Below are 25,971 nucleotides of genomic sequence, written 5' to 3'. Positions count from 1 at the left end.
TTACAATGTTAAAGAATCTGTTGCATTATCTTAGGCACTTGGTGACTTTAATTTTTTATAGAAAGAAGTTATTCGTAGGTTTAGTAGGGTATGAATGTAGAAAACAAACAGTCTGAAGTACTTAGTAATCGTACATTTAAGAAGAGAGATGGCACATCAACAGGTGATCATGGTCGCAAGTATGAAGTAAAATTATTAATGCTGTATCTACTTCATGGGTTAAGTAGTAAAATTGACTTTTGGTTAGCATCAAACATAGAAGGTTTTGGAGCCTTTGATGATATTTTTTTTGAGTATAAAGATCAGAAGAACAAATCGAGAATTATCTTGGTTCAAGCTAAGTACTGCAATACACATCGCTCTTCGAAGAATATTACTTTTGAAGATTTGTTTATTGATGGAAATGATAGAAAGCAACAGAAAGAAGATTTCGGGTTAAACAAATATTTTGAATCTCATCCTGAGATTAAGCAAAACCCTGAGTGTAAGAACAGTGATATTACGCTTGTCATTCATACTAATGTCAATGTGAACCTAAAAAAAGGTACAGAGAAACAAGGAAGCGTAGAAACATTAGAGAAGTATCTGGAAGAGTCAAAGTTAACAAATGATAACACTTTAAATATTTATGAAGGTCAAAAAGGAACGTGCTACAAAATAAAAAATCATACTGAACTGAAAAAATACTTCAGTGTGGTAGTGACGATGAAATAGAAGATTTTTTACTTAGAATAAGGTTTGTAGTTGATCAACCTAATCATTCAAAATTAGATGATATTATTAAGAAAGAAATAGGGAATATATACAAAATATCAGGGGAAGAAGATATTGATACAGTTTTTGTCCGTGTATATGACAAGGTAGGGAAATGGTGGGCACAACAGGGTAGCAAAGTTTCTTATCTAACAAGAAAAGACGATTATTTTAGGGAAGTTATAGAACATCTTTATAGTCTCAAACCTAGAGAAGATCTATTTGAACGGTGGAACATTCCACCTAAAATAGCTAGTGGAAATTTCATTGAACGAGAATATCTCAATGAAGAAATAGTAAATCATCTAAAGACAAAAAATGAGCCAGTTATATTAACTGCTTTGTACGGGTTAGGTGGAGTAGGTAAAACACAGTCAGTGCTAGATTTTATTCAAAAGCATGGGAAAGAATACAAGGCAATATGTTGGTTTAATGCAAAAGATGAAGATCAACTACTCAGTGAATATGTTAATTTAGGAAGAAAATTAAATATTATTCACGATGAAGACAACATTTCTATTGCACAGCGAGCTTATTATGTGAAAAACTGGCTAGAAGATTCTAAACGTGAAGGCTGGTTGTTGATTTATGATAATGTATCAAATTATGAAGTCATTTCTAAGCTCAGACCTACAAAAGGCGGCAAAATAATAGTTACGTCTCGTAATACTGAATGGCCACAAGGGAGTATAGGTGTAGACGTTTTTACTCCCCCAGAATCAGAATTATATGTTAAGAAAATTCTAGGCCAGGTTTCAGAAAGCGATAGGCCAAATATAGGTATATTGGCAGAAAAGTTAGGTAGATTACCTTTGGCATTAGCTCAGGCTTGCGCTTACATCAAAGAAAACAAAATGACTATCTCACGTTACTTAGAAATTTATGCAGAAAGGAAGCTTTATTTATTATCTCATAAAACACTACCTAAGGATTCTAACCATGAGCCTGTGTTTATTACTTGGGATATTACAATGGACGCAATTCGTAATGAGTCTAAACTAGCAAGCAAGTTGTTAGTAGCTTGTGCATATTTAGACAATGATATTCCTAAAGATTTGTTAAGAATATTTCCTGAGATTGTAGAGAACAATTCTGAAGAAAAACCTTTTGAAGAAGTATTAGGTATATTATTGAGATATTCGATGCTAGTGTCCAATGAGCAGAGTAGTAGTGTTTCTATTCACTGTTTAGTACAAGATGTAATTAGGCTAAAGTCAAAGGAAAGTGGAAAAATTAAAAAAGATATAAAAACCGTTTTTCAATTATTAAAAGAAAGCTTCCCTGACGACAGTGACAAATTAGAAGATTATGCTAAGAAACGACAGTTGTTACCACATTTAGAAACGTTCTTATCACATATAGATGATTGGCTAGGAAAAAATCCTTTAGAAAAGCAAACAATAGAGAAGGATTATCTTGTGGATTTGTTAATACGAATGAGTGATGGATATTATTACTTGGGTAATCCTAGAAGACAAAAGGAGTCGCTTGAACGGGTTTTACCTATCTTTAGAAAACATTATGGATCTGATCATTTTATAGTCGCCACGGCACTGACAAACCTCGGTATCGCTTGCGGGGATTTAGGTGATCACAAGAAAAAAAAGACGTTGCTTGAACGGGCTTTACCTATTTCTGAGAAACATTATGGCCCTGACCATTTCGAAGTTGCTGCCATACTGACAAACCTAAGTAGTTCCTACGGGACTTTAGGCAATCATGATAAACAAAAGGAGCTTCTTGAACGGACTTTAACAATTAAAGAGAAACATTATGGCCCTGACCATTTCGAAGTTGCTAGGACACTGGCAAACCTTGGTAACTCTTATAGGGCTTTAGGTACTCCTCAAAAAGCAAAAGAGTTGCTTGAACGGGCTTTACCCGTCCTTAAGAAACACTACAGTCCTGATCATCCTGAAGTTGCTATACCACTTGCAAATCTTGGTATTGCCTATGGTGCGTCAGGTAATCATGAAAAAAAAAGGAGTTGCTTGTGCGGGCTTTAATAATTCAAGAGAAACATTATGGCCCTGATCATTTTATAGTTGCTAAACTACTGACAAACTTAGGTGGCGTTTACATAGTTTTAGGCGATCCCAAGAAAGCAAAAACGCTGCTTGCACGAGCTTTAATAATTCAAGAGAAACATTATAGCTTTGGTCATTCTGGAGTTGTTAAAACACTGATAAATCTAGGTAATGCTTATGGAGATTTAGGTGATCACAAGAAAAAAAAGGAGTTGCTTGAACGGGCTTTACCTATTTCTGAGAAACATTATGGCCCCGATCATTTCACAATTGCTATAGCACTAACAAACCTCGGTATCGCTTATGGGGATTTGGGTGATCATAAGAAACAAAAGGAATTGCTTGAACGGGCTTTAGCAATTAATGAAAAACGTTATGGCCCTGACCATTTCGAAGTTACTGCCATACTAACAAATCTCGGCACCGCTCATTATGCTTTAGGTGATCCTCAGAAAGCAAAAGAGTTGTTTGAACGGGCTTTAGTTATCTTTAAGAAACATTACGATTCTGACCATTTTGAAATTGTTAAACCACTGGCAAACCTGGGTATCGTTTATGGTACTTTAGGTGATCCTCAAAAGGCAAAAGAGTTGCTTGAACGAGCTTTAGTAATTCAAGAGAAATATTATAAACCTAATCATTTTGAGGTTGCTAGGACACTAGTGAATCTAGGTAATGCTTACAGGAATTTAAGTGATCCTCAGAAGGCAAAAGAGTTGCTTGAACGAGCCTTAGTAATTCAAGAGAAACATTATGGCCCCGATTATTTTGAAGTCGCTATTACTCTGACAAACCTTGGTATCTCTCATGTGGATTTAGGTGACTATAAAAAACAAAAGGAGTTACTTGAACGGGCTTTAGCAATCAAAAAGAAACATTACAGGCCTGACCATTTTGAAGTTGCTAGAACACTGGCAAACCTCGGTAATTCTTATAGGGTTTTAGGTAATCCCCAGAAGGCAAAAGAGTTGCTTGAACAGGCTCTAGCAATTCGAAAGAAACATTACGGCCTCGACCATTTTGAAGTTGTTAAATTACTGGCAACCCTCGGTATCGTTTATGGCACTTTTGGCGATCATCAGAAAGCAAAAGAGTTGTTTGAACGAGCTTTACCTATTTTTGAGAAACATTATGGCTCTGGTCATGTTCAAGTTGCCAAACTACTGGCAAATCTTGGTATTGCCTATGGCGCTTTGGGCGATCACAAGAAACAAGAGGAATTGCTTGAACAGGCCTTGCCTATTTTTGAGAAACATTATGGCCCTGATCATCCGGAAGTTGCTAAACTGCTGGCAGAACTAGATGACATTTAGGTTTTTAGCAATACTGGATTAACAACAATTCATTTGAGCTACACTTCCAAAACTAATCTATTTGGATCTTCTATATAATTTTTTATTTTAACGAGGAAAGTTACTGCTCCTTTGCCGTCAACTATTCTGTGATCGTAAGAGAGAGCAATGTACATCATAGGTCTGATTTCTACTGCATTACCAACAGCAACTGGCCTGTTTTGTATTGAATGCATTCCAAGTATTCCAGATTGCGGAGGGTTTATTATCGGAGTGGAAAGAAGTGAACCGTATACTCCACCGTTTGAGATGGTAAATGTTGCACCTTCCATTTCTGATACTTGTAATTTACCCTCACGAGCTTTTTTGCCAAGAGCAACTAAAGTCAACTCAATTTCTGCAAATGACATCTGATCGGCACCCCGAATAACTGGTACAACAAGACCTTTATCGGTGCCAACAGCAACACCTACGTCATAGTAATGTTTATATATGATTTCATCGCCTGAGATTTCAGCGTTAATTTCAGCAATTTCTTTCAATGCTTGCACCGCTGCCTTTATAAAAAACGACATAAAACCAAGTTTTATTCCATATTTTTTTTCAAAGGCATCCTTATATTTTGCTCTTAGATCCATGACATTCTTCATGTCAATTTCATTGAACGTGGTCAGTATTGCAGCAGTATTTTGCGATGCTTTCAAACGAGCGGCAATTACTTGCCTTATTTTGCTCATTTTTACTCGTTCCTCTCTTTGCTCTCCATTTACTACACTTTTTGGCAATTCGTATTGTTTTATTGCAGGCTGTTCTGTTTTGTTTATATGGCCTATTACATCTGCTTTTGTTATTCTGCCTCCCATGCCAGTTCCTTTGACACTTTCTGCATTAATTGCATTTTCCTCCATAATTTTACGAGCTGATGGAGCATCTTTTTTGGCAGAACTTTCGCTTTTATCTTCTTTTTTTGCTTCCTCTTTTACTTCTCCCACGGAAAGCTTCGCTAACAATTCATCAGGACTTATTACATCATCTTCTTTTATAAGAAATTCAGTTATTTGCCCCGAAGCTTCTGCAGTTAATTCGAGTGCTGTTTTGTCAGTTTCAATTTCAAAGATCAAGTCATCTACTTTTACTGCTTCTCCAATACCCTTCTTTATTTTTACTATACCTTCTGTAACTGATTCACCACCAAGAGTTTTTGGTGCTCTGATTTCTATAATTTTGCTCATAAAACAACTTCCGTATAAAACTTTCTATAGATTTATACATGAAAAGAGACATGTAATAAACTAATAAATTCATTGAGGCTCTTATCATTTAGAAGTGGACAACAACTCCCAAATGTCATTCCAGCGTGTGACACTAAGTGTGCGCCAAGAAGTGCGTAAGGAACAGTTGGTGAAAATCCAACACGGGTAAAGCTTAGCCGGCAACCTGGAACAAACCATTATGCTGCGTAAGGTAACGAGCGTAGTAAAGCTAATGGAATGGACAACATAGGGTGCAACGAAAGTGAAGGTATTGAGTCCCGTAATTCACGCGTCATGGGGGCTGACACTTTACATTTGGTGGAAGGCAACATGGGTAATAACGCTAAGGCAAGATATTACTCACCTCATCGGGATCGAAGGCCGCGTCATGTGTTGAGATGGACCTTACGTGAACTTGGGAGATCCTTTGTATTCCTGTAAGGGTACTCTGGAACAAGTCAATAAAGGCGAGGACTGGAGGAAGATGCAAAGGAAGTCGGACTAACTGATAGTACTCGGAGTGTGGGAAAGCCACATACAAGGGGAAGCGGTTAGCAATATAGTGACTGGTATAGGGATTGCTATACCAATACAACAGAGATTGGAGGAGTATGCAAGGAAAACTAAACCAGATAGCAGTAAGGGCTAAGCAAGATAAGCGAGTAAAATTTACATCATTAGTTCATTTGATTAATGAAGAGGATCTTGCAGAGTGTTATAAGGAACTAAAACGCAACAAGGCTTGTGGTATAGATCGTGTGACAGTGGAAGCTTATGGAGAAAATCTAGAAGAGAAACTTAAAACACTAGTGGATAGTATGAAGAGAAAACAATATCAACCGCTACCAGTGAAAAGGGTATACATACCCAAAGCCGGGAGCAAAGAGAAGCGCGGTCTCGGAATACCATCAACGGAAGATAAGTTGGTACAGGTAATGCTAAAGAAGATATTAGAAAATATTTATGAAGCAAACTTTATGGACAGCTCGTATGGATTTCGACCAGGAAGAAATTGTCATCAGGCGATAAACGCTCTAGATAAAGCAGTTATGCACAAACCAATTAACTATATTGTAGAAGTGGATATCAAGAAGTTCTTTGATAATGTTCAACATAAATGGCTAATGAATTGTCTAAGGGAACGAATAGCTGACCCAAATTTATTGTGGTTAATAAAACGATTTCTAAAGGCAGGAATAGTCGAAGTTGGATGTTATAAAGCAACCGATCAAGGCACACCACAAGGTGGTATAGTAAGCCCTGTATTAGCTAATATATACTTACACTATGTGCTGGACTTATGGTTTGAAAAGAAATTTAAGCCAAAAGCCAGAGGATATTTACAGCTAATAAGGTTTTGCGACGATTTTGTAGTTGGCTGCGAGAGGGAAGAAGACGCAAAAGAATTTCTAGAATTACTGAAACAAAGACTAAGTAAATTTGGGTTGGAAATAGCTGAAAATAAAACAAAAATAGTAAAGTTTGGTAAGAAAGAATGGTATCAAGCAGAAAGAGAGAAACGTAGGACGGCTAGCTTCAACTTTCTAGGATTTACACATTATTGTGGAAAAAGTCGTAATGGTAAACTTATGATGAAGCAGAAAACTTCAAAAATAAGCCTAGCCAGAAAGATTAAAGAAATCAAAGAATGGTTGAAGATGGTACGAAGTCGTATCTGTCTCAAAGATTGGTGGCAGAAACTTAAAGCCAAACTAACAGGACACTATAGCTACTTCGGAGTTAGCGGAAATTATCGGTGTTTGATTCAATTCTATCGACCGGTAACAAAGTTAGCATTTAAGTGGATAAACCGACGTAGTCAAAAGAAAAGTATGGATTGGGAACAATTTATACACTATTTAAAAGTAAATCCATTACCAAAACCAAAGGTATATGTTTCTTTATACACAGGAGCACTAGTGTGAACGCTGTATTGTGGAGCCGTGTGCGGAAAATCCGCAAGCACGGTTCTTTTGGGGAGACTATGGTTATGAGACCAAATCGCTGGTTTCAAGGTCATGAGTCTCTACCAGACTAGATGATGAATTAGATAATTTAAGAAAAATAGAAAATTCAAACTTTAATATTACAAAGCAATTATCAAGTGCTAATTATCATAGTACTATAGGTAGTTCCAGTAATCATATTTTTTATCCTGATAAAGAACATCATAATTTTTACTGGGAAGCTCCAAGTAATATAAGTCATCTTTATCTTTTCGATAACAGAAAGGCTAATATTACGATTGCTCAAGCAAATGGTATATTAGATTTTAGCCAATTACGTTGTACATTAGATGATATACTATTTATAGAAAATAAAAAAGGAGAAATAAAGATTAATAAAAATGGCCTAAATGTAACCCTGCTACCAAATTATAAAGATGTTACAGTTACATTTAATGGGGAAGAATATTACAAACTTCAGAATGGAGAATTAGAGCGAGATTATTGCTCTCATAGCTTAAAAGTAGATGGAAGGTTTAGTGTTAATGGTACTAACCTTTTAAATCATCATAATTGTTTCACATTTGACTCAGACAAAGTACTTTTTTTGAAGCTAAATAATGATTTGCTATTGTTATCAGATAGAGGAGCATTATCAATATCGGATTACTATTCTTCTGTTCATAAAAACTGGGATTTATCTATAGGACTGAACAATAGAATTATGGAACCAGAAGAATTTGGAGAAAGAGCTGATGAATTTAGTTCTTTCAGATATTATAAGCCAGATGAGCAAGGGTTACAGATTTATCATAATCAACCTGTTAACAAGAATGATATTGGTTTAGTTGATTTGAAAGATAAGTCTATATTAGATTTCAATATGAGAGTTATAAATGATACCTTATTGCTATCACATAAAAATAACACTCTTGTAAAAGTAGAGAATTGGAAAATTTATCAACCAGCAAGAGAAATGATGTTTGCTTTTAATGATGCAATAGTTTCTAACTCAAAGTGTATAGCTTCTATTTGTAACTCAGAAGATGTTATAGTGGAATTTAATAAAGAAAAAGCAATTCTATCTACAGAGCAACTGTTTGATGCTGTGAGACGAAATAATCTTAGTGAAGTTGAGAATCTTCTCAGTATGGGTGCAGATGTTAATATTAGAGATAAACGTAGTTGGGCGCCTTTGCACTGTGCTGCTGACAATGATAATAAGCTTGATATATCTAGGGCAATTTTAAATCGAAATGCTGATATTGAGGCTAGAACTAACATTGGGGAAACACCTTTACATATAGCAAATGCTTATGGTCAATTGAAAATAATTGAGCTTCTTGTAGATAAAGGGGCTAGCCTTGAAGCTAAAACTAATGATGGTTTAACGCCTTTGCATGTGGCTATTCAGCACAATAATACTACACCTAAAATAATTGAATTTCTTATAGATAAAGGTATTAACATTGAAGCTAAAACCAAAGATGATTGGACACCTTTACATTATGCAGTTTTCAAAGACAGGCTTGATATAGTTAGAGTACTTTCAAGTCGAGGGGCTAATATTGAAGCTAAAACTAACGATGGAAAAACACCTTTAGACTTAGCTATTCAAGGGAATTATACAGATATAGTAGGATTTTTAAAACAAACAGAATTAGACAAAAAATTATTGACTGCTACAGAAAATGGAGATCTCTCTGAAGTCAAAAAATTTGTTGGTCAGGGTGCTAATGTTAATGCTATAGATGTGGGCATTTTTGGTAGGGAACCTATACACATTGCTGCTGAAAAAAATTACAAAGATATTATAGAGTTCCTTCTCGGTAAGGGGGTAAGCGTTGATGATACCAGTAACTATGGTTGGGCACCGCTACATTATACAGCGTCGAAAGGCTGTTTAGAAGTTGCAAAGTTTCTCGTTGACAAAGGGGCTAATATTAATCCTCAAAACGTTTATGGCAGAGAGCCTGTACACATTGCTGCTGAGCACGATAATAAAAACATTATAGAACTTCTTCTTAATAAAGGAGTAAGTGTTAATGAGGTTGACAAAGACGGCTGGATGTCTCTGCACTGGGCTTCTTGGAATGGCCATCTTAATATAATAGAATACCTGGTAGGTAAGGGAGCCAATGTCAATGCTAAAGATAGGAATGGTAAAACACCGCTAGATCTTGCTAGAGATAAAGGATATAATAATGTTGTAGAATACTTACAACAAACACAATTAGGTCTAGATAGGCAGTTGTTAACTGCAGTACAAGGTGGTAATCTTAATGAAGTTAAGGATTTTGTAGTTCGAGGCGCTAGCTTAGATACTCAAGATAGTAATAATGGTTGGACACCTATAATCTATGCCGCTCAGGGAAGTAAATGGGATGCGGTCAAGTTCCTTATAGCTCAGGGTGCCAAGTTTAATAATGAGATCACATATCAAGGAACACCCTTGCATTTTGCAGCTCAAGAAGGTAATTCAAATATGGTTCAATTTCTTCTTGATAAAGGTGCTGATATTGAGGCTCAAAATGCATATAATAAAAAACCTTTGCATCTTGCTGTTGAGGCAGGCAAGTTAAAAGTAGTAAGACTACTTCTTGATAGAGGCGCTAATATCAAGGCTGCAGATATGTATGGCCAAACACCTTTAGACTTAGCTATTAAAAAGGGTTACGAAAATATAGTAGAAGTTTTAAAACAAAAACAGTTGGATCTAGATAAAGAATTATTAATTGCTGCAGAAAAAGGAAATATTGAAAAAATTAGAGACAGTATCAGACAAGGTGCTAACGTTAATGTTCAGGGTAGGCAGGGTTGGACTCCTTTGTTCTGGGCCATTCAAAAGAACAATTTTAATATAATTGAACTTCTTTTAGATAACAATGCTGATATTAAGGTCAAAGATAATGAAGGTTGGACACCTCTTCATTGGGCTGTGCAACTGGGTTCATTAGACATCGTTGAGCGTCTTGTTGAGAGAGGTGCTGATGTTAATGCCTCAACTGCTGACGGTAGAACACCTCTAGATATTGCTAGAGATCAAGGATATAATAATATTGTAAATTATTTAAAGGAAGAACTTAATAAAGAGAGGGAAAAACCTGTACAACGCAGACGCCGTCATCACCATGGAGATCATGCTCGTCATCATATGTCAAGAAAACCTCTTGCTATAGATTCAAGTAATCAACCTGAGATAGCAGCAAGCAGTGGCACAAGACCATCTTCATTGATAAATGATTTATTTGGTTGGGTAAAGAGCTCTATAGGTGGGTTATTAGGTTCTAGAGCTGCTTTACCTGAGAAAACATTCACTCAAAGTTCAATCTCACAAATTAGTGCACCAATCGATGTAAATGGTACAATAATGTTACTTGATTTATTAATTAGAAGTTACAGGTCAGAAGTATATTTCTACAGTAGATCAGCCTATATCTCCACTAGAAGCACAGGGATATGCATTAAATATTACAAAGGGATTTGAGAAAGTAGTAGAGCAAGCTGGATTAAAAAGTGGTGTGTTAATGCATCGATTAAATATTGATTTTGTGGAAATACAGAAAGAAGTTACAGGAAAAATCATGAGTGGTAAATTTGATGAGATTTCAGGGATTTTAAAATCATACATAAAGAAAGCATGTACTGGCGGAGAAGCTGGTAAATTAAGTCCGAAGAAGTTTGACAAGTTTATGGTTCAATTTAATAGCAGGCTAAATGTTGTGCTAAATCAACCAATTCAACAGATGTTACACAATGAAAATGGCACATTAGAAGTTGGTGGTGCTAAAAAACAGCAAATGAGTTTAGAGCCTCAAAGTTATTTAAGTAATGCTTCAGTTCACAGACATTCAAAAGTATCAACTTGTCTTTCTGATGTAGGAGTAACCAAGCTTGGAGGTAATCTTAATAGGTAGGTTATAATGTAAGGGGTAATATACCAAGTAGTGGAAAATTTAAAGTGAGGGTAGCCAAAATAATTAGGGAAACAACCAGTAGCAAGTTTGATAGTCTTAATACTAAAATGGATGAAGTAGACATTATTGAACTTACAGCACGTAGCTTTGATATAGAAGTTTGGTAACCGTTCACGGATTGTGAGAATGAATTAAAGAACTAAGCAGTGACAGCTACTAGATTCTGTAGCTTTTGAAAGGGGTTCTGGCCATTTAGACGTGATGTCAAAAATATCGACAACATTCTTTCCACGAATCTTTGTAACCGTTCACGGATTGTGAGAATGAATTAAAGAACTAAGCAGTGACAGCTACTAGATTCTGTAGCTTTTGAAAGGGGTTCTGGCCATTTAGACGTGATGTCAAAAATATCGACAACATTCTTTCCACGAATCTTTCTCCACGTTCTGACCAGATGAAAAAGCTGTTTTTACGATAAATTACGTACCGTCTAATTTGCCGTTCTGCAAGGTTATTAGTTGTTTCTATCACTTCAGGTTTTCTTAAAAACTTCCACATCATATCCTCAGATCGTAACATCTTAGCGGCCATTCTTGAAGCTTGAGTGCTATTTGCAACCCTCGTCATTTTACGTAAAAAATGTTTTACCCTTTTCCGAATTTTTCGCACTAGTCGATAAAATCTCAAATTATCTATCAAATTTTGTTTTTTTGCCTTATCTACTACAAACACCTTATTGCTGAGCGATTTTAGTGCTTGGCCAATTTTGCTCACTTCAACATTTTTACTATGGGCAAATCTCTCAAAATCTCTTGCCAGATGTGCCCAACATATCTGTCTATTTTCACGATTGAAGTAATTGTATACAGCGTATCTATCGCTCACAACTATACCATCATATTCTGGCAGTAAACTCTTCAACACCTTCTTACCACGAGACTCGCTTACCTTCAGAAGTGTCAACGCTTTGTTTGTTATTACCCAACTCCAGCCTCTCTTTCCTTGATTTCTGTGCCCTGTTTCGTCTATATGCAAATACTCGCTTCCTTGCAACTCTTCCTTCATTTTCTCATATTCAGATGCACACTTCTTCGATACCCTGCGTTCAGTATTTGAGACTAAACCAAGGCTTATATTTAGATTAAAAATACTGCCCAAAATTTGCTGTACCTCTCTTTTTGAGTTAATAAAAAAGCCGCTAAGGCTGCTTATAATTGTTTTAGCATTGGGTCCTAGAAAATCTCTTGCAACACCTTCGGGTAAATTTGCTGTAATTCTTTTATTACATACTCTACAATGTCCTCTTTGCAACCTGTACTCAGTTACAATTGGCTTAATTTCTGGCAACTCTGCCTTCTGATGAATAATTTCATCTTCTAAAGTAATCTTACCTCCACACATACAAATTGTATCAATTGTGCATCTCACTACCTCGTCTGCAGCCATTAATTCACGCTTATGCACCTTATGTCCTGGCTGACCTCCTGGTTTTTTATCACTTTTCTTTTTTGCTTTCTTACGATATATATCTCGTGATGGTGGCAGCGATGAATTTTGCGAATTTAAGCCCAATTTGTCTTCTAATTCAACTATTTTTGCTTTCAAGCTATCATTTTCTCTGATCAGTGCTTTTATTTCTTCCTTGAGATTAGCGTTTTCTGCTACAACCTTTTCTTGCAGCACTGTTGTCATTTACCCATTCCATATTTAGCTTCCTATCTCTTTACACTTTTATACTTACTTTGTAAACCACCTTATCTCCGTGAACGGTTACGAAGTTTGGGTAACGTTATGATAGTAATTTATATAATTCTATGTGCAATCTTCATAGCCATTTTAGATAGTTCACTAGATTCTTAATTAGGTGATATGTCGAACTTAGAGAAGGTTTTCATAAATGTTGAAGTGAATAATTATGTTTTTTCCTTGAGTTGTAAAATTTCAGAATGAGAGAGACCGGTAATTTGAGCGATAACATCTATAGAGACACCGGCCTTGAGTGAGTTTTTTGCAACTTCAATTTTACCTTCAATTTTACCTTTTTCATGGCCGATTTGGATGCCTTCTTGTCTACCTTTATGAGTAGCATCATCGAGTTTTTGAGCAAGGACAGCCTGTTCATCACGAATACGCTTGATCTCTTGTTCATAGGCAATAAATTCTTTTTCAGACCAGTTGAACCTATTTAGTTCTTCATATGCTCTTTTAATTATTAGGTCACTTCCTATTATTCTCTCTAGCTCTTGTTCACTAGTTTCATCTGCATATCTAAAGAAGTAGACCCATTTTTCAACTATACTTGAAAGCTGATCTTCTTTGGTTTTTGGAAATTTAGGCAACTCAATAAATATAAAGTAAAAATCTTTTAGATCATGTTCATTAGTATCTTCATCGCGAATGGTATGCTTTGACTTATACTCAGACTTATCAGGAAATAAAATACAGTCTGCTATAGCAATAAAGATAATTTCCTTAAGGTCATGATATTGATCGCCTTTGTCAGCCTGTCTTGAATAGGCTTTAGCAGCATAGTATTGAGCACGTTTTTCAAAGCCCTTAGTTTTAGCGAGCTGGTCAGGTAAGGAAGCAGTATTACTACTACCCCCTCCCTTAGAAACGCAGCATGCAGGTTTCCCCACACTACGCTTGAGCCCCTTATCTAAGTTCTTCTTTTCTAGAACCGGCTTGTCCTTCATGATTCCTCAGGAAACATCATTCTTAATGGTGACACCAACAGTAGAGAACCTTCTCTTGAGAAAGAGCTTGCTAACATTCTTGTTCGTTTCACTCTCTCATCAAAATACTTTTTCCATTTTAAGTCAAGGGGATTTGCATCCGCTCTGATTTTAACATGTCGTCTGATAGGTATATCAATCAGCTTAAGCAGTCTTAAATACCGTATCTCTTTTGGTTTGTTCTTGCATATGGGTGCAGCAAAGACCCATTGGCGTTGACCCATTACTTTGAAGTAACGATTCTTTATCCAACGTAATCCTTTACGAGGATGTCTTTTCTTTGCCCATTTCCATAAACTATGCCAAATTTCATTGTCGATCTTTCTAAACGCTTTTTTAGCACACACATGGTGATAGTAATTTCCCCATCCTCTCAGTAGAGAGTTGAGTGACTTAATTACTATAGCCTGAGTGTTCGCTATATTTGCTTTTATCAATGTACGTGCTTTATTAAGAAGTCTTTTAATACTTTCTTTCGAAGGTTTAATAATTAACTTCTTATTATATCTACGTACATTACAACCAAGAAAGTCAAACCCTGTTGTGATAGATGTAATCTTTGTCTTCTCTTCTGAAAGAATTAAACCTCGCTCATGAAGAAAAGATGATACTAAAGGCTTAACTTCATTTTCCAGTACTTCATGTGTGAAACCTGAAATAATAAAGTCGTCTGCGTATCTGATTACGTTCACTCCACTTCTGATTTTGTTTCTTCTTCTACTGCCGAGTTTACCAAATCGACTTTCCAATAACTTTTCAAGTCCGTTTAAGGCTAAATTGGCTAGTATTGGAGAAATTATACCACCTTGCGGGGTACCTGCAGTTGTGGGATACAGAGTTTTCGATTCTAGGAAGCCAGCTTTTAACCAACTATGCAGAATTTTCTTCTCCATAGGAATATGCTTCATAAGCCATTCATGATTAATGTTGTCAAAGCATCCTTTGATATCACCTTCAAGTATCCATTGTAGTTGATTACGACTTGCCAGTAACAAATGACAAGCTACTGTAGCATCTGCACAGGATCTTTTAGGCCTAAAGCCATAGGAGTGACGATCACTGATTGTTTCAGCTATCGGTTCCAGAGCAAACAGATATAATGCTTGCATGGCTCTATCTTTTATCGATGGTATTCCAAGAGGTCTTCTTTTGCCATTAGATTTACTGATATAAATCCGTTTTAGCGGAGAAGGTTTATATCCTCTTTGCTTTAACTGCTTTATTCCTTGAAATTTAGCATTGCAAGTTGACCATAATTGACGATCTACACCCGCTGTGTTTTTTCCTTGGTTTTCAGTTACTCTCTTAACAGCCAAAGCTTTTCCGCTAAAAGAGCGTGTGAGAAGATGTTGTAAAGCTTTTACCTTACCCCATCTTCCTTTTTGGACAGCCTTAACAATACGTCTTTGTAGCCTCACAATAACTTTCTGGCATTTCTTCCATGGCAACTGCTTCCATGCTTCAAAGCTTTCGGTAGATGCACTTACAGGTTTACTTGTAATCATCTGCTTTCCTACCTTAAGTGGTTAACAAAGTTTCTTGTCACGAGGGACCAAACGGAAGTCTGCTCGTTTTCACGCGAATTAATGTTACAAATTCTATCCATTTCGTTACAAAATGGCATTCGCTTTCTCCATTCTCCTTTACCTGCACTTCCATCAGCATTCCTTGCGGTTTGCTTGCCATGTAGGCGAAAATACAGGCTTACCCTGTTCCTTCTGTCATACAACAGTGGGTTAGGTGACTTCTCTATACCGGTGGAGTTATTATTTGCGTACATCTAGAAATGAGAAATGTAACTTATCCACATTACCTTTTTGGTTAGAGCTTATCAGCATCTTTAGCTCCTTCATAATTACGATACTTTGAAGTTTCACTTACGTTCACCATACCACTAGCCTAGCTCTCCAACCACATGATGCTTGTAGTTTATGCTCCTCTCACGATTGAGCATCTTCTTTTTCAAGAGGAGGTTCATTGTCCGCATCGCTTGGCACCAACCGGTTGCCCGATTCGCACTGATGCGTAGACTCAGATGGCAAAACATCTGGTTTAATAAGTTTTAGAATCCTTTCAGTTTCTTTCTGGAGGAATTCCTCTCCTTTTAAACAATATGACCGAAGACTTTCAGGTCGCACCATTTCGATGACAAATCTATTACCAATAGAGTCTTTGCAAAGAACATCAACAATGCTTTGTTTGTCAGAAGCAATTTCAGGATCCATGATAGTACTGAGGAATTCAATCTCCATTATTTGATCAGAAGTAGAAAAACCTAAGATATCGTTGAGGAAGTGAATGAGGATATTTTTATTCTTTTCAGAGCCAAAGATTTTCTTAAAACTAAGATCGTTTTTTGGATCAAGAAATTTAGATAAAGTCATAGGAAATCCACTTAAAAAGCATTAGTAATTATACACAATTGTGAAGAAATATTCAACGTTTTTGTGCTAAAGCCTATTAAGGTTAGCTAAATTTCAAGAGTCGGCAAAAAACTACCTTCATAAATGACCCTAGAATGCTACTACGCACCTTAATGTTATATTTTATCATCTTTTACAACTCCCTCTATAAACCCCAGCAAATGAATTCATGAGCTATAAAGAGCTTTAAAAACAATTATTTTGGGTATAAGAGACTAACCTTCTAAGAAACTCTTTCTGCTAGTAGCTCTTTTTTAATCAAGACATAACCAAATTCACTAGCTTTCTTGCTTAGAGTCTTCACTATTTTTTCCTTATATAACTTTTCATAGTAATCAATGCCCTTCTCTACATATTCCTGTCCATACTTTAGCATACTATAAAAAATGCACGCCAATTTCCTAGCCGTAGCGGTAATCGCTTTCGGTGCTCCTAGTCGTTTTTTTAACCTTCTGCAATATGCACCAATCCCACTGTTGCTTCTTGACACACACTGGGCAGCCATCCTAAAACCATTTGCAGCACGAGCAATAACTTTGCGAGTTCTCGTCCCAAATACTTTTTCCCCTGTAACTTTATTAGCAGGACTTAGCCCCAACCAAGAAGTAAAGTGCTTCTCTGATGGCCATTTATCGTGGTTCAAACCAACTTCTGAGATAATTGTTTGTATAGTTAGCACATCAAGCCCAGGAACTTTAGTAAAATCAATACCGGTTACTCTATACAGTTCTTCGTGTAAAGGAAAGTCTGGTCTGTTTTTTGAAAACCTATTCTTTATTTTGCTGCATCGCTTATTCTCGTCAGATTTTGTTTCAAATGTTTTGTAATATTGTTCGATGCTTTTGTCGCATTCTGCTATTTTTTCCTGATAAATATTATACAATTCAAATTCTTGCTTTAACACAAATAAGAGTTCCTTTCTGTAGTCGCCTTTTAGCGCTTTTGCCATGGTAGATCTATCATTTCTTATCCGTACATCTCTCAATTCTGATAATTTTTCAGGATTCCTTTCACCTTCAATTATTGCTTTGATAATTTGCATACCGGTCACTCCAGTAATATCACTTATGACTTTGTGTAATTGAACGTTCATTTGAATTAACGCTTTTTGCATACGTAGAATATGTGTGGATGCACTTTCAATCAGGTTGCTACGTTGCCTAACGTAATTACGCAACACACACATTTGATCATCAGGTCTAAACGACCCATGGAGTAATCCATAGCTGTGTAATTGTTGTAACCATTGACAGTCTTGAACGTCGGATTTTCTACCAGGCACGTTCTTAATATATCGTGCATTTACCAATTTTACCTCAAATCCATATGACTCAAGTATTTGAAACAAAGGAATCCAATATACTCCTGTTGATTCCATAGCTACTGTTCTAACTTTACATTTCTTTAACCACCCTGCTAAGTTATGAAGATCAACTGTAAAGCATCCAAATTTTTTGACACGTTGTTCATCTCTTCCTTCAGGTACACATACATAATGTACAGCTGAGCCGATATCAATTCCTGCTGTATCAGGATTCACTATTTCTAGTTTACTTTTTGCCTTTATCATGGTAATTATCCTACTATAACTTATAATGAAGAAGCACTTAAGCTTGGGACGGTTAGATTATACAATCTTCTAATCGAGGTAGTCATAATAGACTCCATCAGTGGTTTAACCGTTCCTCCAAAACCACGCTCCTAAACGGGCACTTAAGCACCATTGATCAGTCGGTTATAACTGCAGAAGTACTTCTTGATAAATTATATATAAAAATTGCTATGGAAGTGAAGAAATAGTTTCTTTCCGGTTTAACAAGATTTTTTTCTTGTTCGACGCTCCTAATAAAAACACGAGCCCAAAAGCTCAATTACGATTTACCTAACATCGTGAGGACAGGTTCATTAGCCTCCCACACCTTTACATGATAAAGATCTTGAAACTTAATGTCAACATTTCGGTGGCAAATTTACGTTGAATCTATATTCTGTAAGTATGGGCGAAAAAAAGAAGGTTATAATATATACAGATGGAGCATGTTCTGGAAATCCAGGTCCTGGTGGATGGGCAGCTGTGATGATGTATGAAAATAAAAGTGTCTTTATCAAAAAACGTATCTCTGGAGGTGAAGAAAACACAACGAACAACAAGATGGAGTTAAAGGCTGTGATTAACGGGCTAAAGATGTTGAAAGTTTCTTGCAAAGTTGTTTTACACACTGATAGTCAGTATATTAAACAAGGTATAACAGAGTGGATCAATAAGTGGAGAACAAATGGTTGGAAGACAGCCAATAAAAAATCAGTAAAAAACGTTGAGTTATGGAAGGAATTGGATGAAATTGTCTTGCAGCATGATATTAACTGGAAGTGGGTTAAGGCTCACAGTGGTAATACCTATAATGAAGAGGCAGATAGACTTGCTAGAAAGGAATCTAAAAAGCTAAAATATAGAGATTGTGAGATCAAGAAATCACCAAAAAATAGAGGGAACTCTAAGTTTCATAGATTGGGTGGAGTATTATGGCAATAATTCTTTTAGACACAAAAACTATAAATCGTATAGCAGCGGGAGAGGTAATAGAGAGGCCAGCAAGTGTAGTAAAGGAATTAGTAGAAAATGCAATAGATGCTGGAAGTTCAGAGATAGAGATCAAAATAGAAAGTGGTGGGCGTAATCTTATAACTGTAACAGACGATGGAAATGGAATAGAAAAGGAAGATTTGGAACTTGCGTTTATGCGCCACGCTACTTCAAAATTAAGCGATAGTGAGTTAATAGAAATCAAACATCTTGGCTTTAGAGGAGAAGCTTTGCCTTCAATTGCAGCAGTAAGTAGAATGAAATTATCGTCTAAGGCAAGTGGAGCAAAGGAATCATGGTCTATAAGGTATGAGGGAGGAGAAAAAATAAGAGAGATTACCCCTTGTTCTTTGTTGCAAGGTACATATATTGAAGTTCGTGACTTATTTTTTGCTACACCAAATAGACTAAAGTTTCTAAAAACCGAAAGGGCAGAAACACAAAGTATTGTTGACATTGTAAATAACTTAGCAATGATTAACTATAGTATTGGGCTTACTCTCACTTCCGGTAATAAAAAGCTCTTAAAATATGTTAAACAAACTTCATTATTTAACAGATTATGTGAAATAGAAGAAGAATTTCAGAGCAATTCGCTGGAAGTTAAAGAGGAAGAAGACGGCATCAAACTTACGGGACACATCTGTAAACCAACTATTAGTCGTGGTAATTCAACTCAGATCTATACGTTTGTTAATGGAAGGCCAATAAAAGATAATCTACTTATTGGTGCAATTCGATATGCGTATCAGGACTTTATTCCAAGTGGGAGGTATCCTTTTGCAGTGCTGCACTTAGAGATACCATACGATCAAGTAGATGTAAATGTGCATCCAAATAAATCAGAGGTAAGGTTTCAGAACAAGAGGCTAGTATATGAAATAGTGAGAAGAGGGCTAATAAAAGCGTTGTCAATGAGAATAGGTACCTCTTCAGTGAGTGATATTGATGGATCTAGGTGTCAAGGTATTGGAGAAGAACTGGGTGGTTCGCCTTTTGATGTTAGTGAAAGTCAAAGGAATAATGAGCGTGTTAATAATGGAAAAAGCAGAGAAGTAAAGGGTCAAAAAGAATTTTACGAAAGGAGGCCAAGTCTTTTAGAAAATCGTCTAATGAAAGAATTCAATGCACCAGATGAAAGAAGGCAAAGCTTACCAGAAACGTTTAAATATGGAGAATCTCCACCCCAAAAGGGAACGATGGTTTTAGAAAGGAAGCAAATTGATTTAATAGAGGATTATCCTCTGGGATATGCACGCTGTCAGGTCTACAATACTTACGTTATTGCTGAGGCTAAAGGCAAATTAATTATAGTAGACCAGCACGCAGCTCATGAGAGGTTGATCTATGAGTGCTTAAAACAAAAATCAAGCATAAAAAGGCAAAAGCTTCTTCTTCCTGAAATAGTCGAGATTAAAAACCAAGCAGGAATGGAGATGGTTGAAATGTATAAAGATAAGCTTTTCGAAATGGGTTTTGGTATTGAAATAGAATCAGAAGATAAAGTAAGGGTGAAAGAAATACCTGCAATTTTAGGAACAATAAATGTGAAAGAGATGGTGATGAATATAGTTGATAGATTAATGGAGATAGGAGATACGCTACCTATAGAAGAAAAAGTGAACAAGATACTAGCTACCATTGCGTGCCATGGGTCAATTAGAGCTGGAAGGGCAATGAAGTTGGAGGAGATGAATGAGTTGATGAGACAAATGGAGGAAACACCTTATGCTGGGCAATGCAATCACGGAAGACCAACGTATATAGAAATGAAACTAAGTGATATAGAAAAATTGTTTGAAAGGAGATGAGTTCAGTTTGTCAAAAAGGTTCCCAATTAGGTATACGTAACGGCTCTTCTGATTATGAGTATAAAATGTGAAAAAAGAGAATAATTACTCTAATTTTTTATATTATAAAGTAGTAGGACAGAAAGTAAGAAGTTGTAGGATAGCGAAGGGGTATACTCAAAAAGATTTAGCAAAAAAAATAGGAACAACATATCAGGTAATACTGCAATATGAAAAAGGAACACGCAGAATTTCAATTAAGAAGTTATATGAATTAGCAGAAGCATTATCAACAACTGCTAGAGATCTAGCTTGCGTACAAGAAGTATCAAATGAGGGAGAAGAGGTATTAAATCTAGTAAGAAGACATAGAGAGATTAAGGATCAAGAATTACGTGAAACGTTTTATTTATTAACTAAATTTATCCGTATTAGTGAGGAAAAAAGTGGAAAGGCAGTAAAAATGGAAGTGGCAAAGGGTTTAGTTAAGGAAGGAGTTTCTGCTCATGTTATCTCTCGAACAACCAATTTATCTGTTGATGAATATGATAATGATGAGAAAAAAATTTCCATTCCGTATAAAGTAGGTCAAAGAATAAAAGAATGGAGGTTGAGAAGAGGATACACTCAGGAAGATTTAGCAAGTAAAGTGGGCATAATAAATCAAAGAATATATGAATATGAACAAGGACGAGCTGGTGTTTCACTTGAAATGTTAGATGAAATAGCAAAGGTACTATCAATTAGTGTTATAGATCTACTTCCAGAAACAACAGAAAATGAGAATAGTGAAGTGGAACTATCAAGGTTAATAGAAGAATACAAAAAGATTAAAAGCCAAGAACTACGTCGTATACTAATAAAATCTCTGTTTGAAAGCATACAAATTTGCAAAGAGAAAGTGGAGAGAGTAGAAAGGATGAAAATTGCAAAGAATTTAGTTAAGGAAGGAATTTCTATCAATATTATTTTAAAAACAGTAGGCATCTCTTTAGACGAAATTCAACAAATTTAAAATAAAAAAATCAGTATCTATTAATATCTTTACTTTTTAATGAAAAAATAAGCAAAAAAGATTGAGAAATTGATTTGACTTCACTCAAAAGCTATGGCTTTATGCCAATGCTGACAAAAAAACAGCAGTAAATATATAAAAACATTTTGTTATTAGTGAAGGGTAATTTTTATGAATAATAAGGAAAACAGTAAAGATCGTAGAGAAGAAATAGAATTCAGAGCATTAGAAAGCAACGGTAAAGCTCTACTTGATCGTGAAGTAATAGAAACGTTTCTAAGTGCAGTGCATGACAGGGAAGAAGCTCGAATTATTGCTAGAAAGCTAATAGATAGTTTTGGAATAGGAGGAGTTTTAGGCCAGGAAATAGATGACTTGAAAACTATAGAAGGGATAACTGACTCTACAGTAGCAGTAATTTTATGCCTAAAGGAAGCTGCAAAGAGAGTACCAAGAGAAGAGTTAAAGAAAGGACCTGTAATGGATAACTTGGAAACCATCGTAAAATATTTAAGGGTGAGTATTGGTTATTCAGAGGAGGAAAAGATGAAAATAATATATTTTGATCAAAAGTGCCGTTTAAAGGGGGAAGAAGTGTTCACTGGTACAGTGGATAAGGTACCTTTTTACATAAGAGAAGTAACAAGAAAGGCATTAATAAGAAAAGCGACGTCAATAATAATATCGCATAACCACCCAGAAGGAAGGTTAAAGCCATCTGATGAGGATGAAGCTGTAACTAAAGACTTGGCTAAAGCTTGTCAGACTATAGGGATTAGGTTAATGGATCACATTATCATCACAAGTGTTGGGTATTTTAGCTTTAAAGAGCAAGGACTGTTATAAAGCAGATGTTAGAAGATTTTCATGAGTTGTTTAACTACTTGAATGAAGAAAGTATTTGCAAATGCATTAATACTTACTTATAATTAATGAGAAAGTATATATTGGATTAATAATAAAGTAATAAAGTCGGTTATAGACTTAGTTAAATATATTTAATAGCGGAGGCTAATATGAGTAATAAAATAATTGTACCTTTTGATGATCAAGAAGGAGGTACTTACGAGTTAAACATTGATCTTGATAGATTATCAAAAGGTGAGGTGTTAAATGCTATTGTAGGAATTGGTCGTACTAAGGAGCAATCCACCTTTGTAAGCAAAATTAATAAGGCTAAAAAGCCTGAAGAAATAGCACCTTTCCCTGGTAGAGAAGTTCGCGAAAACAAAATCAACTATGGGAAAGGATTTGACTATGTTTATGGCACAAAACCTGTAAGTGATCAAGAAGATAAAAATCCATTTGCTTCAGCTTTGAAAAAAATAAAGCCGAGTGCAGAAACTTTGAGCTGGTTTAAAAGTGAAGTGGTAGAGGCAAAGAATGTAAATGAATTGCACAAAGTTATAGACAAAGTACTAGCTTCTGGAGGAAGGCTAAATGCATGTAATGATGGAGAGTGGAGCTTCGCGGAATATGTGATATTGGGTACACATTTTCATAAATTTGATAAGGCTGATCGTAAAAAGCTAATACGTAAATTAATGCTAAGCGGTGCAGAGTTTCATGATACTTTATTGGAGAATAAATTGATAGGTGAAATCTATAATGAGCTACAACCAGAAGTTCAGCCACAGATAGATAAGCAACTAGAAGAACTAGAGAAAGCTGGCGAAAGTGCTGTTCAGGAAGGAGAATTAATAGATATCGAGATAGATAATAAAATGCTTTTTATGGAATTCTCTGAAGATAGCAAGGTAGAGGTAGCCAAAATACTTAGAGAGTTAGGAAGTAATATTTTAAAAATTGGCAATGATGCAGTTGAGGTTAAAAGTGAGAAAGGAGGTGTAAGAAACTATACCGATATGTCAGATGGCAGCTCTGTCATGTTAGAATTTCCTACAAGCGCTGGTAAACTAAATATTATATTGTACCATGATGTAAAAAAATATGATCAAGTACAAGTAAGAGTAGAAAACAAGGAAATGTGGGCTGAACTACAACAGATAGGAGAAGAAATAGGAAAAAATTGTCTTTTTGCTGGAGTAAAACTTAAAGAAGCAGTAGAAAAGGGAAGTTTTATGAGGTGTGGCATATGGAATAGCAAGCAGCTTATGAAGGAGGTTGATAGCCCAAGTGAAAAATTGTCTTCATGGGTAGATAAAGTACGTGAAAATAGTAAAGAAACTTTTAGGGGGCTTTAATTCATTTATTTTAAGGTTCCAGAGTCTACCATTATATCTGGAGCCTTTGAGCTATAGTAGAAAATATTATATGTATGGTTCTTTGTATGGAAAAAAGTCTAGACTGTGAGGTAGGGCAAAAAGTAAAAAATTGGAGGTTAGAGCGAGGTTATACTCAGAAGGGTTTAGCTGAGAAAATTGGTGTAAAGTACTGGGTAATACTGCAATATGAGAAAGGGAACCGTAAAATTCCAATTAAGAAGTTATATGCTATAGCAGAAGCATTATCAGTAAATGTTAAAGGTCTAGTTTGTAGAGAAACACTACCAGATGAAAAAAGATATTTTGAAGATGAAGAAATATTAAATTTAGTAAAGGGTTATAAAGATAAAGAATTAAGCGAGGTATTTTATTTATTAACCAAATTTATTCGTTTGAGTGAGGAAAAAAGCAGAAAAGCGGTAAAAATAGAAGTAGCAAGGGGTTTGATGAAAGTAGGAGTTTCTGCTCATGTTATCTCTCGAACGACCAGTTTATCTATTGATGAATATGATAATGATGAGAAAAAAATTTCTATTCCATACAAAGTAGGGCAAAGGATAAAAGAGTGGAGATTGATACGAGGATATACACAAAAAGATTTAGCGGATAAAGTTGGCATAACAAATCAAGGAATATACGAGTATGAACAAGGGAGAGCTGCTGTCTCACTTGAAATGTTAGATGAAATAGCAAAGGTATTATCAATCAGTATCATAGATCTACTTCCCGAATCAGATGAGGATAGTGAAGCGGAAGAAAAGCTATCAAACTTGATAGAAGAATACAAAAAGATTGAGAGTCGGGAATTACGCGATATGCTAATCAAGTCTTTATTTGAAGGTATACATGTTTGTAGAGAAAAGGTCAGAGAGGAAAAGAAGATTGAAGTTGCAAGGAATTTAGTGAAAGAAGGAATTTCTGTTGATATTATCTTGCAAACGACAGGCTTATCAAATTATATGATTAAGAAATTTTTGTGATTTCATAAAAACTTAGCCAATAGTGGATTTTTTTGTGATAGAATATATGTTTGCTTCTGTAGGAAAAACAGCTTTTAGAGGATTTATCTATGATAATTCAGAGCATGTTGAGCTACGAGCTAGGGAAAAAAATAGAAGGCTGTAGGGTAGTACAAGGGTATACTCAGGCAAAATTAGCAAGCAAAATTGGTTTAACACATAAGGAAATACATAACTTTGAACTAGGGTGCAAGGCTATTACAATCAAAGAATCGTATATAATAGCAGGAGCATTGTCAGTTAATGCTGTAGATCTACTTCCAGGACCAACAGTACTAAGAGAAAACGGTTGGTATGAAGATGAGGATAAAGAAATAGTCTATCTAACAAAAATACATAGAGAAATTAAGGATCAGGAATTACGCAAGAAGCTGTATCCATTAGTAAGGTTTGTATATATTAGCGAGAAAATTAGCCAAGAAGAAGCGAAAATAGAAGTAGCAAAGAATCTAGTGAAAGAAGGAGTTTCAGTTGATATTATTTCCCAAGTGACTCGCTTATCTACTTATGAGTATGATGATATAGAGAAAGAAATTTGTACTGATTCTATACTCTACAAAGTGGGGAAAAGGATAAAAGAGGAGAGATTAATACGGGAATACACTCAGGAGGACTTGGCAAATAAAATCGGTTCAACACCTAAAGAAATACATGACTATGAACGAGGATATACAGACATTCCAATTGAAATATTATATAAGATAGCAAAGACATTATCAGTTAACATTAAAGCTCTTGGACTAACAGAATATGAAAATGAGCCAGTTTTGCGGTTTGTAGGTAAATGCGAAAAAATTGAGGATCAAGAATTACTGGATACGGTAGCCAGATCTTTATCTGAAGGAATGCAAACTGGTAAAGAAAAGGTTAAAAAAGCAGAGAAAATCAAGATTACAAAAGATCTAGTTAAGGCAGGTATTGCTATTGATATTATTGTGCGAGCAAGTGGCCTAACTGCTGATGAGTGTGAAAATTGAATTGTGTTAAACAAT

19 protein-coding genes and 1 pseudogene are annotated in these 25,971 nt (G+C 35.6%); 14 read left to right on the top strand and 6 right to left on the bottom strand.

Features of this window, described 5'->3' with window-relative positions; genetic code table 11:
- Positions 1-90: 90 nt before the first annotated feature.
- From ABWU55_RS05560 to ABWU55_RS05550, 3 genes are read left to right on the top strand one after another with little or no spacing between them, the layout of a single operon-like run.
- The gene (locus tag ABWU55_RS05560; protein ID WP_353286239.1) at positions 91-714 is read left to right on the top strand and encodes a hypothetical protein; all 624 of its coding nucleotides are present in this window, start codon (positions 91-93) and stop codon (positions 712-714) included.
- A complete protein-coding gene (locus tag ABWU55_RS05555) occupies positions 684-2,759 on the top strand; it encodes a tetratricopeptide repeat protein (protein WP_353286573.1) in 2,076 nt (691 codons plus the stop codon). Before ABWU55_RS05560 ends, ABWU55_RS05555 begins: the two co-directional genes overlap by 31 nt.
- Positions 2,747-4,093: a tetratricopeptide repeat protein gene (locus ABWU55_RS05550; protein ID WP_353286238.1), complete on the top strand. Its 1,347-nt coding sequence runs from the start codon at positions 2,747-2,749 to the stop codon at positions 4,091-4,093. Before ABWU55_RS05555 ends, ABWU55_RS05550 begins: the two co-directional genes overlap by 13 nt.
- A gap of 38 nt (positions 4,094-4,131) precedes the next feature.
- On the opposite strand, the gene odhB is transcribed toward ABWU55_RS05550, so the two are convergent.
- Positions 4,132-5,304, bottom strand: coding sequence for a 2-oxoglutarate dehydrogenase complex dihydrolipoyllysine-residue succinyltransferase (gene odhB, locus ABWU55_RS05545; RefSeq protein ID WP_353286237.1), 1,173 nt, complete (start codon positions 5,302-5,304; stop codon positions 4,132-4,134).
- Between the two features lie 541 nt (positions 5,305-5,845).
- Here odhB and ABWU55_RS05540 point away from each other — a divergent pair.
- From ABWU55_RS05540 to ABWU55_RS05525, 4 genes are all read left to right on the top strand, one after another.
- The gene (locus ABWU55_RS05540; protein WP_255324786.1) at positions 5,846-5,974 is read left to right on the top strand and encodes a hypothetical protein; all 129 of its coding nucleotides are present in this window, start codon (positions 5,846-5,848) and stop codon (positions 5,972-5,974) included.
- A complete protein-coding gene (ltrA, locus tag ABWU55_RS05535) occupies positions 5,937-7,250 on the top strand; it encodes a group II intron reverse transcriptase/maturase (protein WP_353286236.1) in 1,314 nt (437 codons plus the stop codon). Before ABWU55_RS05540 ends, ltrA (ABWU55_RS05535) begins: the two co-directional genes overlap by 38 nt.
- A gap of 628 nt (positions 7,251-7,878) precedes the next feature.
- A complete protein-coding gene (locus tag ABWU55_RS05530) occupies positions 7,879-10,758 on the top strand; it encodes an ankyrin repeat domain-containing protein (RefSeq protein WP_353286235.1) in 2,880 nt (959 codons plus the stop codon).
- Entirely contained in the window at positions 10,685-11,188 is a 504-nt protein-coding gene (locus ABWU55_RS05525; protein WP_353286572.1) for a latrotoxin-related protein, read from the top strand. The genes ABWU55_RS05530 and ABWU55_RS05525 overlap by 74 nt, the downstream gene beginning before the upstream one ends.
- Before the next feature lie 336 nt (positions 11,189-11,524).
- Here ABWU55_RS05525 and tnpC read toward each other — a convergent pair whose 3' ends face one another.
- The 5 genes and pseudogenes from tnpC to ABWU55_RS05500 form a co-directional block, all read right to left on the bottom strand.
- Entirely contained in the window at positions 11,525-12,880 is a 1,356-nt protein-coding gene (gene tnpC, locus ABWU55_RS05520; RefSeq protein WP_353286234.1) for an IS66 family transposase, read from the bottom strand.
- Positions 12,881-13,101: 221 nt separating this feature from the next.
- Positions 13,102-13,884, bottom strand: coding sequence for an Rpn family recombination-promoting nuclease/putative transposase (locus tag ABWU55_RS05515; protein WP_353286233.1), 783 nt, complete (start codon positions 13,882-13,884; stop codon positions 13,102-13,104).
- Positions 13,881-15,428 carry a group II intron reverse transcriptase/maturase gene (ltrA, locus tag ABWU55_RS05510; protein WP_151807757.1) on the bottom strand — a complete coding sequence of 516 codons (1,548 nt, stop codon included), beginning with the start codon at positions 15,426-15,428 and terminating at the stop codon, positions 13,881-13,883. The genes ABWU55_RS05515 and ltrA (ABWU55_RS05510) overlap by 4 nt, the downstream gene beginning before the upstream one ends.
- A gap of 633 nt (positions 15,429-16,061) precedes the next feature.
- Positions 16,062-16,307, bottom strand: a pseudogene (locus ABWU55_RS05505) (PD-(D/E)XK nuclease family transposase); the annotation flags it as partial.
- A gap of 262 nt (positions 16,308-16,569) precedes the next feature.
- Positions 16,570-17,916 (bottom strand): IS110 family transposase, encoded by a 1,347-nt coding sequence (locus ABWU55_RS05500; protein ID WP_353286232.1) that lies wholly within the window; start codon positions 17,914-17,916, stop codon positions 16,570-16,572.
- 426 nt (positions 17,917-18,342) lie between these two features.
- On the opposite strand from ABWU55_RS05500, the gene rnhA reads away from it, so the two are divergent.
- The 7 genes from rnhA (at position 18,343) to ABWU55_RS05465 (ending at position 25,956) form a co-directional block, all read left to right on the top strand.
- Complete coding sequence (gene rnhA, locus ABWU55_RS05495) at positions 18,343-18,879, top strand: ribonuclease HI (protein WP_410530055.1); 537 nt, start codon at positions 18,343-18,345, stop codon at positions 18,877-18,879.
- Entirely contained in the window at positions 18,870-20,741 is a 1,872-nt protein-coding gene (gene mutL, locus ABWU55_RS05490) for a DNA mismatch repair endonuclease MutL (RefSeq protein WP_353286231.1), read from the top strand. Before rnhA ends, mutL begins: the two co-directional genes overlap by 10 nt.
- 67 nt (positions 20,742-20,808) lie before the next feature.
- A complete protein-coding gene (locus ABWU55_RS05485) occupies positions 20,809-21,735 on the top strand; it encodes a helix-turn-helix domain-containing protein (protein WP_353286230.1) in 927 nt (308 codons plus the stop codon).
- Between the two features lie 171 nt (positions 21,736-21,906).
- Positions 21,907-22,581: a RadC family protein gene (locus ABWU55_RS05480; RefSeq protein WP_353286229.1), complete on the top strand. Its 675-nt coding sequence runs from the start codon at positions 21,907-21,909 to the stop codon at positions 22,579-22,581.
- 170 nt (positions 22,582-22,751) lie between these two features.
- A complete protein-coding gene (locus ABWU55_RS05475) occupies positions 22,752-23,939 on the top strand; it encodes a hypothetical protein (protein ID WP_353286228.1) in 1,188 nt (395 codons plus the stop codon).
- Positions 23,940-24,025: 86 nt separating this feature from the next.
- Complete coding sequence (locus ABWU55_RS05470; protein ID WP_353286227.1) at positions 24,026-24,940, top strand: helix-turn-helix domain-containing protein; 915 nt, start codon at positions 24,026-24,028, stop codon at positions 24,938-24,940.
- Positions 24,941-25,029: 89 nt separating this feature from the next.
- A complete protein-coding gene (locus tag ABWU55_RS05465) occupies positions 25,030-25,956 on the top strand; it encodes a helix-turn-helix transcriptional regulator (RefSeq protein ID WP_353286226.1) in 927 nt (308 codons plus the stop codon).
- Positions 25,957-25,971 lie beyond the last annotated feature (15 nt).

The organism is Wolbachia endosymbiont (group A) of Crataerina pallida (assembly GCF_964028475.1).
GTDB classification, from domain to species: Bacteria; Pseudomonadota; Alphaproteobacteria; order Rickettsiales; family Anaplasmataceae; genus Wolbachia; species Wolbachia pipientis.
Note: the sequence above shows the minus strand (reverse complement) of the source record. Positions and strands in the feature narration are given on the sequence as shown.

What these genes read in the sequence shown, in the direction of transcription:
- ltrA (WP_353286236.1), top strand. Translation starts at nt 5,937, where the DNA reads ATGCAAGGAAAACTAAACCAGATAGCAGTAAGGGCTAAGCAAGATAAG.
- ABWU55_RS05475 (WP_353286228.1), top strand. Translation starts at nt 22,752, where the DNA reads ATGAGTAATAAAATAATTGTACCTTTTGATGATCAAGAAGGAGGTACT.
- rnhA (WP_410530055.1), top strand. Translation starts at nt 18,343, where the DNA reads ATGGGCGAAAAAAAGAAGGTTATAATATATACAGATGGAGCATGTTCT.
- ABWU55_RS05480 (WP_353286229.1), top strand. Translation starts at nt 21,907, where the DNA reads ATGAATAATAAGGAAAACAGTAAAGATCGTAGAGAAGAAATAGAATTC.
- tnpC (WP_353286234.1), bottom strand. Translation starts at nt 12,880, where the DNA reads ATGACAACAGTGCTGCAAGAAAAGGTTGTAGCAGAAAACGCTAATCTC.
- ABWU55_RS05515 (WP_353286233.1), bottom strand. Translation starts at nt 13,884, where the DNA reads ATGAAGGACAAGCCGGTTCTAGAAAAGAAGAACTTAGATAAGGGGCTC.
- mutL (WP_353286231.1), top strand. Translation starts at nt 18,870, where the DNA reads ATGGCAATAATTCTTTTAGACACAAAAACTATAAATCGTATAGCAGCG.
- ltrA (WP_151807757.1), bottom strand. Translation starts at nt 15,428, where the DNA reads ATGATTACAAGTAAACCTGTAAGTGCATCTACCGAAAGCTTTGAAGCA.
- ABWU55_RS05500 (WP_353286232.1), bottom strand. Translation starts at nt 17,916, where the DNA reads ATGATAAAGGCAAAAAGTAAACTAGAAATAGTGAATCCTGATACAGCA.
- odhB (WP_353286237.1), bottom strand. Translation starts at nt 5,304, where the DNA reads ATGAGCAAAATTATAGAAATCAGAGCACCAAAAACTCTTGGTGGTGAA.
- ABWU55_RS05470 (WP_353286227.1), top strand. Translation starts at nt 24,026, where the DNA reads ATGGAAAAAAGTCTAGACTGTGAGGTAGGGCAAAAAGTAAAAAATTGG.
- ABWU55_RS05560 (WP_353286239.1), top strand. Translation starts at nt 91, where the DNA reads ATGAATGTAGAAAACAAACAGTCTGAAGTACTTAGTAATCGTACATTT.
- ABWU55_RS05465 (WP_353286226.1), top strand. Translation starts at nt 25,030, where the DNA reads ATGATAATTCAGAGCATGTTGAGCTACGAGCTAGGGAAAAAAATAGAA.